This is a genomic window from Lactobacillus sp. ESL0260 (assembly GCF_003692935.1).
In the GTDB taxonomy this organism is placed as follows: Bacteria; Bacillota; Bacilli; order Lactobacillales; family Lactobacillaceae; genus Lactobacillus; species Lactobacillus melliventris.
This window is the reverse complement of sequence record NZ_REHO01000007.1, coordinates 84,346-98,708: the sequence shown is the minus strand read 5'-3', so window position 1 is coordinate 98,708 and position 14,363 is coordinate 84,346. Positions and strand designations below refer to the sequence as shown.

15 protein-coding genes and 1 tRNA gene are annotated in these 14,363 nt (G+C 36.9%); 8 read left to right on the top strand and 8 right to left on the bottom strand.

Translation table 11 applies throughout. The features are described 5' to 3' along the window. Window positions 1-28 precede the first annotated feature (28 nt). From F5ESL0260_RS03145 to map, 6 genes are all read right to left on the bottom strand, one after another. On the bottom strand, window positions 29-1,192 hold the full coding sequence (locus F5ESL0260_RS03145; protein ID WP_122025820.1) for a hydroxymethylglutaryl-CoA synthase: 1,164 nt from the start codon (window positions 1,190-1,192) through the stop codon (window positions 29-31). Continuing rightward, a complete protein-coding gene (locus F5ESL0260_RS03140) occupies window positions 1,176-2,402 on the bottom strand; it encodes a hydroxymethylglutaryl-CoA reductase, degradative (RefSeq protein ID WP_122025819.1) in 1,227 nt (408 codons plus the stop codon). The genes F5ESL0260_RS03145 and F5ESL0260_RS03140 overlap by 17 nt, the downstream gene beginning before the upstream one ends. Further along, the gene (locus tag F5ESL0260_RS03135) at window positions 2,403-3,551 is read right to left on the bottom strand and encodes a thiolase family protein (protein ID WP_122025818.1); all 1,149 of its coding nucleotides are present in this window, start codon (window positions 3,549-3,551) and stop codon (window positions 2,403-2,405) included. A gap of 147 nt (window positions 3,552-3,698) precedes the next feature. Then, entirely contained in the window at window positions 3,699-4,592 is an 894-nt protein-coding gene (galU, locus tag F5ESL0260_RS03130) for a UTP--glucose-1-phosphate uridylyltransferase GalU (protein WP_122025817.1), read from the bottom strand. A gap of 64 nt (window positions 4,593-4,656) precedes the next feature. Further along, window positions 4,657-5,574: a YihY/virulence factor BrkB family protein gene (locus F5ESL0260_RS03125; protein ID WP_046324558.1), complete on the bottom strand. Its 918-nt coding sequence runs from the start codon at window positions 5,572-5,574 to the stop codon at window positions 4,657-4,659. 5 nt (window positions 5,575-5,579) lie between these two features. Further along, a complete protein-coding gene (gene map, locus F5ESL0260_RS03120; protein WP_046324557.1) occupies window positions 5,580-6,407 on the bottom strand; it encodes a type I methionyl aminopeptidase in 828 nt (275 codons plus the stop codon). A gap of 137 nt (window positions 6,408-6,544) precedes the next feature. Between map and F5ESL0260_RS03115 the strand changes: the two genes are divergently transcribed. Continuing rightward, window positions 6,545-6,991 (top strand): flavodoxin, encoded by a 447-nt coding sequence (locus F5ESL0260_RS03115; protein ID WP_122025863.1) that lies wholly within the window; start codon window positions 6,545-6,547, stop codon window positions 6,989-6,991. Next, window positions 6,984-7,529: a GtrA family protein gene (locus F5ESL0260_RS03110; RefSeq protein ID WP_199700500.1), complete on the top strand. Its 546-nt coding sequence runs from the start codon at window positions 6,984-6,986 to the stop codon at window positions 7,527-7,529. Before F5ESL0260_RS03115 ends, F5ESL0260_RS03110 begins: the two co-directional genes overlap by 8 nt. Window positions 7,530-7,552: 23 nt before the next feature. Here the strand turns inward: F5ESL0260_RS03110 and wecB are convergent, their stop codons facing one another. Continuing rightward, window positions 7,553-8,695: a non-hydrolyzing UDP-N-acetylglucosamine 2-epimerase gene (gene wecB / locus F5ESL0260_RS03105; RefSeq protein WP_110445821.1), complete on the bottom strand. Its 1,143-nt coding sequence runs from the start codon at window positions 8,693-8,695 to the stop codon at window positions 7,553-7,555. Window positions 8,696-9,265: 570 nt separating this feature from the next. Between wecB and F5ESL0260_RS09520 the strand changes: the two genes are divergently transcribed. The 6 genes from F5ESL0260_RS09520 (at window position 9,266) to F5ESL0260_RS03075 (ending at window position 13,941) form a co-directional block, all read left to right on the top strand. After that, window positions 9,266-9,619: a CAT RNA binding domain-containing protein gene (locus tag F5ESL0260_RS09520; protein WP_233557706.1), complete on the top strand. Its 354-nt coding sequence runs from the start codon at window positions 9,266-9,268 to the stop codon at window positions 9,617-9,619. After that, a complete protein-coding gene (locus F5ESL0260_RS09515; protein ID WP_233557705.1) occupies window positions 9,606-10,121 on the top strand; it encodes a PRD domain-containing protein in 516 nt (171 codons plus the stop codon). Before F5ESL0260_RS09520 ends, F5ESL0260_RS09515 begins: the two co-directional genes overlap by 14 nt. 105 nt (window positions 10,122-10,226) lie before the next feature. Further along, window positions 10,227-11,795, top strand: coding sequence for a PTS transporter subunit EIIC (locus F5ESL0260_RS03090; protein WP_199700499.1), 1,569 nt, complete (start codon window positions 10,227-10,229; stop codon window positions 11,793-11,795). An 11-nt stretch (window positions 11,796-11,806) separates the two neighbouring features. Next, entirely contained in the window at window positions 11,807-13,000 is a 1,194-nt protein-coding gene (locus F5ESL0260_RS03085; RefSeq protein WP_122025815.1) for a MalY/PatB family protein, read from the top strand. Beyond that, window positions 12,975-13,499 (top strand): PTS glucose transporter subunit IIA, encoded by a 525-nt coding sequence (locus F5ESL0260_RS03080; RefSeq protein WP_122025814.1) that lies wholly within the window; start codon window positions 12,975-12,977, stop codon window positions 13,497-13,499. The genes F5ESL0260_RS03085 and F5ESL0260_RS03080 overlap by 26 nt, the downstream gene beginning before the upstream one ends. Window positions 13,500-13,704: 205 nt before the next feature. Further along, window positions 13,705-13,941, top strand: coding sequence for a DUF2188 domain-containing protein (locus F5ESL0260_RS03075; protein WP_046324549.1), 237 nt, complete (start codon window positions 13,705-13,707; stop codon window positions 13,939-13,941). Between the two features lie 309 nt (window positions 13,942-14,250). Here the strand turns inward: F5ESL0260_RS03075 and F5ESL0260_RS03070 are convergent. Beyond that, a tRNA-Arg gene (locus F5ESL0260_RS03070) sits at window positions 14,251-14,323 on the bottom strand. Window positions 14,324-14,363 lie beyond the last annotated feature (40 nt).

Here is a 14,363-nt window from a genome sequence, read left to right as displayed (position 1 = left end):
GCTTTTAGCAGCATTTTTATTTGTTTAGTTATTTTTTGCGATATTGACGAATGTGATTTTCAGTACCTGCGAAATACCAAGTACCACTCTGTTCATCACTTTCAAGTGTTAAACCATCTTGCGGGTTTTTTAAAGCTTGATTGAAGATTTGTTCATATTCCGGAATAGTTAACTTTTGTCTGCGTGCAATCAGTTCTTGATCTGCTGCTTGGTTTATTGCTTTTTCGTAGTTCTTAACTATTTGACCAGAATAAAATTCTCCCATAGCACCTGAACCATATGAAAACAAACCCACCTTTGCATTCGCGGGCAACTGAGCATTTTCCAACAAGCTCAAAAGGCTTAAGTATAAAGATGCAGTATAAATATTACCAATTGCTTTACTATAACAAGCACTTGCAGCAAAGTTATCTGCTAGACGCTTTTTAGTTCCGTCATCTTGCTTCTCAATTGCCAATTGGTTAGCCTTAAAGCCCATTTTCACAAATGGTAAATGATAAAGAAGAGCAGTGAAATCGCTGGCTTTTAACCCCGTTTGCTTCTGATAGTCCGTAAATGTATGCCTGAAAAAGTCGAGGTAAACATCTTTAGAATATTTACCATCAACCAGGGCAACTGCAGAATCGTTGGGACGCCAAAAATCATTAATATCTGCGCTATAAGCGCTGTGACCAGCACTTAAAGTCATTATTTGCGGGTCAGCCTTAACAAGCACACTGATACTTCCGGCACCCTGAGTTACTTCCCCACCGGTATTAATACCATAACGAGCAATATCAGCTCCAATCACAATTGCGCTGTGATTGGGATGCAAAAGCACATAATCACGAGCTATCATAATTCCGGCGGTCATGCCAAAACATGCTTCTTTTACTTCGAAAGTTCTCACATTTGGTGGTAGGTTTAATGCGGTTTTGATGAAAAGTGAAGCAGATTTGGATTGATCAACTCCGCTTTCTGTTCCCACTATTAATAAACCAACATTTTCCCTTGCAATATGATCCAAATACCTTAATGTCGCGTTAATTCCCATTGATACCGCATCCTGGGTTTGATCAGCTACACTCATTTTTTGCTGTCCTATTCCAATCAGAAATTTATTCGGATCTTCATTACGAGCATGGGCTAAATCTACCATATCAACATATTTATTAGGCGTATAAAAACCAATTTGATCAATTCCGACTTGCATTGTTTTCCTTTCTAATTTCCTTTAAAAATTCTTGTGCCGCTGTTTGACTATAAAGATTGCTTTTAATTAACATCTGCAATACTTTTTTCTTTTCAGAAGAAGTGGCCTTCAAATTAGCAACAATATTTCTGGCTTGCAACTTCATGTGTCCTTTTTGAATTCCCGAAGTAGCAATCGCCAATAAGGCTGCCAGATTGTTAGCCAATCCAATCGCAGCAATGATGTTCGCTAATTCCTGACTAGTAATTTTTTCCCCTAATATCCGATAGTTTTGCGTAACATCTTTTCTGGATTTAATGGAGCCACCTACAACACCAAGCGGTAAAGGTAGGCTCAGCCTTCCCAGCAATTTTTTATCTTGCACAAACCATTCACTAAGACTGGTATACGAACCACTTTTTACCGCCCAAACGCCGCAGGCAGCTTCAACCGCGCGAGTATCATTACCGCTAGCAAGCAATACTGCCTCAACGCCATTCATAATACCTTTGTTATTTGTGACGGCCCTCATAGGATCAGTTTGACCAATTCTACTTAGTAACGCAATTTTTTGTGCAGTTGCTATTCCACCAATTACTTCTACTGGTATTTCTGCTTCTACCTTAGTTATTTGACTGGGATAGTTAGATAAAATAGCAAATAATTTTTGCTTAATACCCGAAAAGACAGCTAATTGCTCAGCCATATACTCTAAAATAGAATTCACCCTATTGGCGCCCATTGACTCGGCTGGATCAACCAGAACCTTCAGAAAAACTAAGTCTTTTTCTTGTTCTGCGGTAATAGTTTTTACACCACCGCCATGCCTAACTAAACTAGCATATTCATTATTTGCCTGTTTGATTAATTCAGGAAAAAAAGCTTGTAATTTAGCTATTTTAAAATCAGCAGCAGCTTGTAAAACGATTTGCCCCCATATGCCATTGCGTTGACTAACAGCAGTAAAACCGCCAGCTTCCGTCACAATCTTCGCGCCATGATTAGCTGCTGCAACTACCGACGGCTCTTCCGTAGATAGTGGCACTTGATACTTGTGACCATTCACCAACACATTCTGCACTAAACCAACTGGTAATCGCAATTGTCCTATGACATTTTCACTTAATAAATCAAGTTCACGCAAAACCTGCTCATCAATTTCATCTAATTCAATACCGCGCTGACGCAGTAAGGCCCTTCTTTTTGCAGGTGTTAATTCATAAAATTTCATTTAAATTCTCTCAATTTCACATGCAATTGCCTGACCCCCGCCAATACAAAGAGTAACCAACGCTTTTTGACCATTAATATGATTCATAATATTAATCGCTGTGCCGACCAGTCGAGTCCCTGTAGCTGCTAGAGGGTGGCCTAAAGCAATGGCACCACCAAAAATATTTAACTTTGCTGGTGGAATCTGTAATTTCTGCGCTAAAACCACACTGGGCGCAGCAAAAGCTTCATTAACTTCAATCACATCATAATCATTAATTGTTTTGTTGGTTTTTTGCAATAGCTTTGCCACAGCATAGGATGGTGCTATGCCCATATATGCGGGATCATTTCCTGATTCGGCAAAGGCACCAAGCCGAGCCAGAGGCTGTAAATTCAGCTCCGCTACTTTTTCTGCTGTTGCTAAAATAACCATGCTGGCGCCGTCACTTAGAGGAGAAGAATTACCGGCAGTAACGTTACCATCTTTTTTAAAGACCGGCTTTAGTTTACTAAGCGCTGCTAAATTGGTGTCGGGACGAATATTTTCATCTTGGCCAACAGTCTTGCCGTTAATTTCAACGTTAATCATTTCATCTTTGAAAAAATCCTGTTGGACAATTTCAGCAGCCTTATGGTGTGAAGCCACACTGTACTCATCCATTTCAGCGCGGGTTACACCGTATTTTTCTGCCACATTTTCAGCTGTAAGTCCCATATGTGAGCTTGAAAAAGCATCTGTCAGTCCATTCTGCAGCATTTCACTTTCAAATTTGGGCTTTTCTTTGCTTGCCGTCAGGTAAATTGCATTAGACATGCTCTCTGCACCACCAACGGCGACCAGACCGAAATCACCCATTTCCATCTGTCCTTGAGCTAACCGCAAAGCTTTCAAACTCGAGCCACAAACTTCATTAATTGTGACACTGCTGCTTTGCGGACTCATACCGGTATTCAAGGCAACTTGGCGAGCCATGTTTTGTCCTAAACTTGCGCCTAAAACGTTGCCCATAAACAGTGCTTCAAGATTTTCCGCATTTAAATTAATGCTTTTCAAGGTTTCCCTTAATACAATTTCACCTAGATCGATCGCACTTTTTTCCGCCCATAAGCCATGATAACGACCAAAAGGTGTTCTTTTAGCTGCAACAATATATATCTCTTTCATTTTATCTATCCTCCAGCAAAAAGTTCCAAGCAGCATGATACAAAAATTTTCTACCCGAAGACAGTGATTAGCCCGACATTAAGAAAAATTTTATATAAAAAAAACCATTTATTAATGGCTTTTATAATTATTAAAAATGTTAATTGGCTATTTTGTTGATTGTTCTGCCAATTTTTTACCTAAGTTAATAATATATTTACGCAGAGCGTCTTTAGTTTCGGGATGTTTTAGACCGTAAATAATCGAAGTTTCAAGGTAACTTAACTTATTACCAACATCGTAACGATCGCCGTTAAAAACATGGGCAAGTACGCTTTGAGTTTTATTCATCGTGTTAATAGCATCTGTTAATTGGATTTCACCACTCTTATCAGGCTTTTGCTCCGCCAGAATTGGAAAAATTTCTGGAGTTAAAAGATAGCGGCCAATAATTGCATAATCACTTGGTGCCTGATCAATTGCCGGCTTTTCTACAAAAGACTTAACATTAATCAAGCCAGGCTTAATCTCAGTATCCGGCTCTATTATGCCATATTTATAAACCTCTTTATGAGGCACTGGCATAACAGCAATTGTAGAAGCACTAGTTTCATTATAGCGATCAATCAGTTGCTTAGTTAAGGGCACTTTATCCATCATCAAGTCATCACCGAGCATTACCACAAATGGTTCATTCCCCACAAAACTGCGGCCACGAGCAATTGCGTCACCTAAGCCAGCAGGATAAGGCTGACGCGTGTAGTAAATGTTAATACCCAAGTGTGTAATTTCTTGCGACATTTTGAGCAGGCCTGTTTTACCCTTTTCCTGTAAATTCTGTTCAAGTTCAGGATTTGAATCAAAATGATCTTCAATAGGCCGCTTATTTTTACCAGTGACAATCAAGATATCCTCAATACCAGACTTTTTGGCTTCTTCAACAATGAATTGGATTGTAGGTTTGTCTACGATAGGCAACATTTCCTTAGGCATTGCCTTAGTTACCGGCATAAACCTCGTACCAAGGCCTGCTGCGGGAATAATTGCTTTTCTAACTTTCATACCTTTTACACTTTCTATAAAACATAAAACTAATATACCAAAATAAAGCCCATTGTGCCAATTTTTACCGATTGCGCTTTCTTTGAATATATTCTGCCAAGTGCCCTACTGAGTAATGCACCTCGCCGTATTTTATGGTCGCAATTGCAGCATTAACACAAGTCCCCAGTAAAAAGAGAATTGATGAAATATTCAGCCACAACATGAAAATGATAAATGTACCAATAATACCGTAGTTTTCCCAGCTGATACGAAAATGATGCAGATAAAAGCTAAAAAGCCAAGACAATACAATCCAGCCCAATAATGTAGTAAAAACCCCAGGCCAAATAACCTTTTTCTTCAATCTAATATTAGGTAAAAAAGAATTCAGATAATACAAAGAACCAATCATGGTAATAATTATGACCGGATAGCGGTAACTGAATATTTTTTCAATTTCACCAACAGAAAAAGAAAATATTGGTCGTAAAAATTCTAAAACTTGTTGACCAAAAATAAGCGTTAAATTGAGTAGCGCAAAAACAATAATCATTATATTGGTTAACATAATGGTAATCGAACGTGTCCAGACGGTGATCTGCCATTTTTGCTTTAATTCAACAGCGCGTACGCCATATATTCGGTTCATACCGATTCTAATAGCGTTTACCAAAGAAGACACGGACCATAACGCCAAGATAATACCAAATGAAATGTACCCGGTTGATTTGCTTTTTAGCAATGAGTTAATTATCGGCATGATAAATTTAGCAATTTTATCCGGAAAAATTAACTTTAAGTAGCTGGCTATGGGATTAGTATCAATATGAAATAAAGGCAAAATATTTCCGATAATGATTATAAAAGGAAATATGGAAAACAAAATATAGTATGCAATCGCTATCGCACTGGTTAAAACTTCTCCCTGAGAAAATTTCACAGAGACAGTTTTATAAAATAAAAAAGAGCGTTTCCTGATTGCCTCAGCTTTTTTACCCATGCACTTTAATCATCCATTTCATCAAAATGTGGTAAATATTTTTCGTAGCCGTCATAGGGCTTTTGTAAAGTCAAAATCTTAGGACCATCTTTTGTAATGGCAAATGTATGCTCAAACTGTGCTGACTTTGAGCCATCAGGAGTAGCATAAAATACCCAATCGTCCTTTGGATCCGGGACACTTTTTTCAATAATGCGCCAGTCTCCACCGGCTTCGACCATTGGCTCACAGGTAATAGTCATCCCTTCACGCAGACGCAAACCATGACCGGCCTTACCCCAATGTGGTACTTCCGGATCTTCGTGAATGCTTGGTTGAATACCATGACCTACCAATTCTTTAACATCACCATAATGATGCTCATCTTCTACAAAATGCTGAATAGCTGCTCCGATATCTCCAATTCTGTTTCCTAAGACTGCTTGATCGATACCCAAATACATAGCCTTTTTAGTAGTTTCCATTAAATCCTGATCTGCTTGAGAAATTTTGCCGACTGGATAAGTCGTGCAAGAATCTGTTTCAAAGCCGTTTAAATTGCAGGTAACATCAACCTTGACCAAGTCGCCCTCTTTTAAAATGGTGTCCTTACGCGGAGTAGCATGGGCAATCTGATCATTAACGGAAATACACGTACCGTATTTGTAGCCCTCAAATCCCTGCTCTGACAAGCGACCACCACGGCTTTTGACAAAATCCTGACAAAATTCTTCAATTACCCAGGTAGTAATTCCAGGTTTAATCACATCCCGCAGGCCTTCAAACATTGAAGCTAATAGTCGGCCTGAAGCTTGCATACCCTTTAGTTCTCTAACAGATTTAATCGTAATCAAATTTAAATTCCCCTCTGTAAAATGATATTTGATTACATTATAGCGTTTTTTAAAACTTTACTAAAGAATTTCATTAAATGCACAAAATTAGGTATAATGTTTTGGTAAATCAGTTTTGTGTGAAAGGTTTGAGCAAAATGAAGGCTAGAATTGTCTATGCAAGTATGACAGGTAATGATGCTGATATGGCAGATATACTGGAAGAAGATCTCCAAGATTATGGTTTTGAGGTTGAAAGCAGCGAAGCCGAATTTACCGATGCGAGTGACTATTTGGCGGCTGATTTGTGTATTTTTATCACCTATACTTATGGTGAAGGCACCATGACTGACGAAATTGCTGATTTTTACGACCAATTGAAAGACATAGATTTATCTGGAAAATATTTTGCGGTGATGGGAAGCGGAGATAAAGTATATACTGGTCATTTTTGTGAAAATGTTTTTGACTTTGAAAAAATATTTAAGCAGGTGGGTGCTAAAGAAGTTACTAAGCCTGTAACAATTGAAAATGCCCCAGACGATGATGCTATCGCCGCAATCGATAATGCAGCTAAGGAAATGGCTGATAGACTAAATGGCTAAGAACAAAAAATTGGATTCGCAAAAATTTGACTCAATGTCTGACCCCAAAATTCATCATTTAGCACAAAACCTAGTTAAAAGACACCGCAACTTATTTGTTTATATGGTATTTGGCTTTATTGCAGCTCTTATTAATACTATTGTTTTTATGGTGTTGCATAAGTGGTGGCATAGCGCTGTCTTAGTTTCTAATACGATCGCGTTTATAGTTTCAAACCTGGCTTCTTTTGTATTTAATCAGAAAGCCGTATTTATTAATAACGTCGATGAGAAACATTCAACCTGGCAAAAATTGCTGGTCTTTTTTACTTACAGAATCATTAGTCTCATTCCAGACAGCTTAATAATGCTGGTAGGACTGTCCTGGCTCCATTTAGATGCCCTCTTAGTAAAAATCGTTGACCAAATTTTGGTTGGTGTTTTCAATTACCTCACTACCAGATCGGTTTTTCAGGCGCAAGAAACAACTATGATTGCGCGAGCTAAAGAAAAAATTAAAGCTCGTAAAGAAAAAGCAGCAAAAAAAGCCAAGAAATAATTTTCCTGGCTTTTTTATTTGGCTTATTTAAAATCTGCTGGTCTTGCACCTTTATGTTGCGAAAAGTAATAAGCAATATCATCCATTATTCTTTCAGAAGCATGACCATCACCATAAGGATTTCTTGCCTGGGCCATTTGCTCATAAACTGCTTTATTTTCAAGTAATTCCAGCATTGCTTTTTTAACCTGGTCAACCTGTGTTCCTACTAATTTAAGTGTTCCCGCCTCGACACCTTCGGGCCGTTCCGTAGTATCCCGCAAAACTAAAACCGGCTTGTTTAAGGCAGGTGCTTCTTCTTGCACCCCACCGGAGTCTGTCATAATAAAGTAGCTCAATTTAGCTAAATTGTGAAAATCAACTACGTCTAAAGGTGCAATTAAATGAATTCTGGGGTCATTGCCTAAAATTTCGTGGGCCACTTTTTGTACTCTGGGAGAAAGGTGGACCGGATAGATTATTTCGACGTTATCGTGGCTGTCAACAACTTGTTTCATAACTTTGAAAACTCGTCTCATTGGCTCGCCCTGATTTTCCCGTCTGTGCATGGTCACCAAAATTATTTTATTACCCGGTTTGATTAAATCCAATACTTCATGATGATAATCATCCTGCACAGTTTCTGCTAGAGCATCAATGGCAGTATTACCAGTAATAAAGATATTTTCTGAATGATGATTCTCTTTAATTAGATTTTGCTTACTTACTTTTGTTGGGGCAAAATAAAGATCAGTCAAATCGTCAGTCATTTGCCGGTTCATCTCTTCAGGAAATGGTGAATACTTATTCCAGGTTCTCAGACCAGCCTCAACATGACCCAAGGGGCACTGAAGGTAAAAGCTAGCCAAACTAGCAGCAAAAGTAGTAGTTGTATCTCCGTGAACTAAAACAATATCTGGTTTGACCTCTTTCAACACCTTAGTCATATCAACCAAAACTTTAGCTGTTATGCCTTCTAAAGATTGGTTTTTCTTCATAATATTAAAGTCATAGTCGGGCTGAATTTTAAAAATGTTAAGCACCTGATCCAGCATCTCCCGGTGCTGCGCCGTTACAACCGTGACTTCTTCAAATCGCTCATCTTGCTTTAGTTTCTGGACCAAAGGCGCCATCTTTATAGCTTCTGGTCTGGTACCAAAAACAGTCATCACTTTAATTGTTTTCATAAAGTCCTCCATGTTCTATCTTATATTAATATATTAACTACATAAATACAAGTTAATTATGGTTTAATAAATAACAAGTAACTAAGGCTGGTGAAAAAATGGCACATGGATTTAACTTATTATTAATTGCTGGACTTCTGATTGTTCTAGCAACTTTTTGCTTTGTCTTCAGTTTTGATAAGAGAAATAAACCTAAAACCAGAGAAATTCTATTAGGAATATCCCTTCTGCTTTTTTTAATAATCGGATTGCTCATCGCTAAAATTTGGAACTGGCCCTTAGATTAAGAAGTATATTTTGCAATGATTGAAATTAAATTAATAATCTTATAATGCTTTTTGAACATCAGTAAGTAGCAAACTAATAGCTTTATTACTTGTGAGATCAAAGCAAAGTTCAAACAAACAAATAATATATATTAAATAACAAATAATTTTAAAATACAATTATATTGTCAAAATGATAATAGAGCTTGACAAACCAATAATTATTTTTTAGAATTCATCTTGTAAACGTTTACGAAAAAATATAGGATTGACGAATCTGCTATTTTAAAATTAGGAGATTACTTTGCTAATTTCACAAGTATTGAATAATAATGTGATACTCGTGGAAGATGGAGGTAAACAGAAGATAATATGGGGTCGCGGTATTGGCTTTAAAGCTCACGCAGGAGAAAATTACAAATTAAAATCTCAAGATAAAGTCTTTTCTGCCATATCTGATGACAATAAGTGGTTAGCTTCCTTCAAAAAACTTTCTGAGGAAGTACCACGAAAATATTTTGAACTAACTGAAAAAATAATTCAGCTTGCTAGGGAAGAAATTGATGCTAATTTTGATGAACACCTTTTAATTCCTTTAACAGACCACATCTTCTTCGCAGTAAAGCGCTACGATAGATATGGGTATGGAACTTTCTAATCCTATGTTGTTCGACATTAAACGCTTTTTTTCACAAGAATACAGGGTTGGTAAACAAGCTGTCAGTCTAATCGAGCAAGTTTCAGGTGTCTCCTTATCTGATGATGAAGCTGGATTTATTGCAATTCATCTTGTTGAATACAAAATTCAACAATCAGATAGCTCCATTAAAAATTTTTCCAATTTTATGGAAATCTCGAATGGAGTAAATAATATAATTGAAGCAAAGTTTGGTCGGAAATTTTCTGAAAACAGCATTGCTGTTAGTCGTTTGATGAACCATCTACACTATTTGATTCTCAAAACTAATAGCAAAAATAATAAAACTGAAAATGAAAACCAGAATGATTCGGATCTACTGAAATTGCTTTGCCAGCATAATCGTAAAGCAGCAAGTTGTTTAAATGAAGTTGTTTATTATTTACAAGACAAGCTTAATTACAACTTTACTGATTCGGATCGCTTATATTTACTAATTCATATTATTCATGTTACTTCTTAATTAAATACGGGCTTGTTACTTTAAATAGGCAATACCCAATAACTAGTACATTTTTGTGTACAGTTGTTGGGTATTTTTTTATCAAATATTGAGAAAGGAAATTATATGGAACAACCTATCAAAAAGGAAAGCATGAAAACTAGAGTTTATGCTTTCTTGCAAGACTTAGGAAAATCGTTTATGTTTCCAATTGCTACATTATCTGCAATGGGGATTCTAGTAGGAATTGGTAGTGCCTTTACGGCTCCGCCAATGATGGCAAGATTTTCCTTTTTGCAAAATCATATTGTTAACGTCATTTTTGCTTTTATAAATACTGTGGGCAGCTTTGGTTTCACCTATCTTCCAGTAATGTTTGCTATGGCTTTGCCTTTTGGCTTAGCCAAAAGAAACAAAGGGGTCGGTGCCATAGCAGCTCTAGCTGGATATATTTCCATGAACATGGGAATTAATTTTATGCTGGGGCAGCAACATAAGCTTGCCCCAGCTAGCAAAATGCAGGCAATGGGCCAATCTAGCGTTTTAGGAATCCAAAGTCTGGAAATGGGTGTCCTAGGTGGTATCTTGGTTGGTTTGATCACTTATTATTTACTTGAAAAATATCAGGAGATCAAATTACCCGACGCCTTCTCGTTTTTCGGCGGAATCAGATTTGTGCCAATTATCTCGGTAATAGTTGAGTCCTTCGTAGGTTTGATCATTCCTTTTATTTGGCCGACTTTTCAAAGTGGAATCGTTGCTTTGGGACACTTAATTCAAAATGCAGGTGTCTTTGGTCCATTTCTATACGGTATCGCCCTATCCATTTTAAAATTAATGGGTTTACACCACATTTTACTTGCAATGATTAGATTTACGGATGCTGGCGGTACAGCAATTGTTAAAGGTAAAGTTGTAACAGGGGCATTAAACATCTTTTATGCACAACTAAATGCAGGAGTACCAATTTCTCACAAAGCTACAGCCTTCCTTTCACAAGGATTCATGCCAACATTCATGTTTGGTTTACCAGCTATTTGTCTGGCAATTTATGTCACTGCCAAACCAGAAAATCGCAATAGAATCAAAGGCCTACTTCTTTCGGCTACCCTAATAGCCTTTGTTTCTGGAATTTCTGAACCGACGGAATACCTGTTTCTATTTATAGCACCATTGCTATATGTATTTCACACTATTTTACAAGGCTTATCACTTTCAGTAATGATGATTGCTGGAGCATGTATGGGTAACACTGATGGTGGTGTATTAGACTGGATTCTGTTTGGCTGGCTTCAACCTAACTCCAAATGGTGGGTTTTAATTCCAATTGGACTAATCTGGTTTGCAATATACTTCTTCTTCTTCCGCTGGTACATTTTAAAATACAACGTTAAGACCCCAGGTCGTGAAGGCGAAGGTGACGTGGTAATGACCCAAAATAACGGTATTTATGATCCCCAAGTCATCTTAGAAGCCCTTGGTGGTCAAAGCAATATTGTTTCTCTTGACAATTGTGTTACCCGACTCAGACTAGAAGTAAATGATCCGTCTAAAATAGATGAAGACAAACTTAAACAATCTGGTGCACTTGCAGTTATGAAGGCGGAAAAATCTGTCCAAGTAGTTTACGGGGCACAGGTACAAAGTGTTAAAGACGGTGTGGAAAAATTGATGAATAACGGCATAACGGCTTAATGAGGAGAAAAATGGAAAAATATGATTTTGATTCATTAGCAGACAGAACTATTGATAATGCACGAAAATGGGATAATAAAATTGTTCATAGCAAGTTCCCCAAGGTCAGGGATGATTTTATTCCACTTTGGATTGCAGACATGGATTTTAAAGCAGCACCTGAAATTAGAAAATCTTTAGCCAAAGTCGCAAATAATGGGGCTTATGGCTATACCTACTCTACAGAACGCTGGTACCAAAGTGTAATTAATTGGCAACTTAAAAAGCATAATAATCATGTAGAACATGATTGGATTAGCTTAGGCTACGGCACTGTACCGAATATGCATATTATTGTTCAGGCCTTACTCAAACCGACTGATTCCATTTTATTAAACACCCCAGTCTATGGCCCTTTTGCCTACGCTGCAGAACACAATGATAGAAAGGTAATTTGTGTTCCTTTAAAAAACATTAATAACAGATATTACCTTGATTGGGAAAAAATTGAGTATGAAATGAAAGAAAAGCACCCAAAACTAACCTTTTTCTGTAATCCTCATAACCCTTCAGGCAGAGTCTGGAGTAAAGATGAAATTACTCATATGGCACAACTTTGCCAGAAATACAATGTTTTATTAGTTTCAGACGAAGTTCACTCTGAACAAATAATGAAGGGCCCATTTACCAGCTCTTTACAATTAGACAAGCAGTATCTTGATAATTTGGTAATGTTTACATCACCTAATAAAGCATTTAATTTGGGTGGCTTAAAACTTTCATATTCCATAATTCCCAATCCTAAGATCCGTGAGCAATTTCGGCAACAATATGCGCGAAATTCAGTAACATCGCCAAATGTACCGGGTCAAGTGGCTATGGTCACTGCTTATGAAGAGTGTGATGAGTGGTTAAAGCAATGTACCGCTTATATCAAGGAAAATCTTAAAATTACTCAAGAAGCGATTGCCAGTTCTTTTCCTGGCTGGAAAATGATGGATATGGAATCTTCGTACTTACCTTGGGTTGACATTTCCGCAAGTGGAATAGATATGCATACAATTGCGCAAGTAATGGCGGAAAAAGCCGGGGTTGTAGTGGGCATTGGTGATGATTATGTTGCTAATGCAGACAACTTTTTGAGATTAAATTTAGGAACTTCACACGCTGTTATTGAAGAAGCCATGACAAGAATGGCTGATGTATGGCAAACAATGTATCAGTAAAGGTTTAAAAATGGTAAGTTTATTTAAAAAATTATTTACAAAAAAAATTAATATTCAAGCTCCTGTGACGGGTAAGGTAATTCCACTATCTTCTGTTCCGGATGAAGTCTTTTCAACAAAAGTAATGGGTGACGGTTTTGCTATTAAGCCCACTGAGAATAAACTTTATTCCCCTATCAGTGGAACCGTACTTTCTGTCTTTCCCACTAAGCATGCAATCACATTCAACACCGATGACGGAATTCAGGTTCTTTTACATTTAGGAATTGATACGGTTGAGCTAAAAGGTGCTCCGTTCAATATCTTAGTGCATGAGGGAGAACACATATCTGCCGGTGATGAAATTGGAACGATGGATATTGATCAAATAATTAAAGCTGGAAAGTCTACTGAAATAATAATAGTTATTACAGATATGGAAAAACTTAAAAGCATAGACAGAGTATCTAACACCAATGTCAGTCATGGTGATAAAATAGGTGCTTTAAATTTAAGCTGATTTAATATTTAGGTATTTTAAAAAAGTTATAAAAAAGCTGATAGCTCAGTCATGTAATTCATGATTTCACTTTGTCAGCTTTTTTATGTCCTTATTTTTAGACTAGCAAAATGATACTTAATAAATGATATAAATTAAAATGTGTATTCTTTCACATCTACCTTTAATTCGCTGTATAATTATTTTGAAAAGAGGTGAATAAATTATGAGTAAAGAAGAAGTCACTAAAAATGTTTGGGTTACTACTCACGGTGATAAATGGGCTGTCAAAATTGCCGGGAGTGACAAAGTTTCTAAAGTCTTTGAGCGCAAGGCTGATGCTTTGGAATACGCTAAAAATTTGGCTAAAAAAGAAAAAACCGAACTAATTAGTCAAAAAAGAAATGGCCGCATTAATCTAAAAAATTCCTATGGTCATGATAATCCGAACACTCCAGGTTAGCTTTTATTATCATCATTTATCTTAAATCATTTGCATATTTTATCTAGATCTGACATTATAATTTATCTTTATTTTTCAAACAAAAATATAAATTTTCATATTTACTTAAATAACAAATTTTTCAAACTTTAGTCTGATTGTCTTCTTGATAGTCAGACTTTTTAAATGTTGTTGATTACAGTTAATAGTAGCCTCTATTACCGTGATACTATTTTCACTACTTGTGATATAAAAAAATAACTTTGATAAGTCAGTTAACAACTGAGCCCAAAGTTATACAACAAATATCAGTAATCACTGATGTATCTATGACCCCGGTGAGATTCGAACTCACCTCTACGGTTTAGGAGACCATTGTTCTATCCAGATAAACTACAGGGTCGCAACAAATTAACTTTACCAAATTTGAGCGCTAAAAGCCA

Coding starts and splice junctions, on each gene's coding strand:
- F5ESL0260_RS03145 (WP_122025820.1), bottom strand. CDS start 1,192: ATGCAAGTCGGAATTGATCAAATTGGTTTTTATACGCCTAATAAATAT.
- F5ESL0260_RS03140 (WP_122025819.1), bottom strand. CDS start 2,402: ATGAAATTTTATGAATTAACACCTGCAAAAAGAAGGGCCTTACTGCGT.
- F5ESL0260_RS03135 (WP_122025818.1), bottom strand. CDS start 3,551: ATGAAAGAGATATATATTGTTGCAGCTAAAAGAACACCTTTTGGTCGT.
- galU (WP_122025817.1), bottom strand. CDS start 4,592: ATGAAAGTTAGAAAAGCAATTATTCCCGCAGCAGGCCTTGGTACGAGG.
- F5ESL0260_RS03125 (WP_046324558.1), bottom strand. CDS start 5,574: ATGGGTAAAAAAGCTGAGGCAATCAGGAAACGCTCTTTTTTATTTTAT.
- F5ESL0260_RS03115 (WP_122025863.1), top strand. CDS start 6,545: ATGAAGGCTAGAATTGTCTATGCAAGTATGACAGGTAATGATGCTGAT.
- F5ESL0260_RS03110 (WP_199700500.1), top strand. CDS start 6,984: ATGGCTAAGAACAAAAAATTGGATTCGCAAAAATTTGACTCAATGTCT.
- wecB (WP_110445821.1), bottom strand. CDS start 8,695: ATGAAAACAATTAAAGTGATGACTGTTTTTGGTACCAGACCAGAAGCT.
- F5ESL0260_RS09515 (WP_233557705.1), top strand. CDS start 9,606: ATGGAACTTTCTAATCCTATGTTGTTCGACATTAAACGCTTTTTTTCA.
- F5ESL0260_RS03090 (WP_199700499.1), top strand. CDS start 10,227: ATGGAACAACCTATCAAAAAGGAAAGCATGAAAACTAGAGTTTATGCT.
- F5ESL0260_RS03085 (WP_122025815.1), top strand. CDS start 11,807: ATGGAAAAATATGATTTTGATTCATTAGCAGACAGAACTATTGATAAT.
- F5ESL0260_RS03080 (WP_122025814.1), top strand. CDS start 12,975: ATGTATGGCAAACAATGTATCAGTAAAGGTTTAAAAATGGTAAGTTTA.
- F5ESL0260_RS03075 (WP_046324549.1), top strand. CDS start 13,705: ATGAGTAAAGAAGAAGTCACTAAAAATGTTTGGGTTACTACTCACGGT.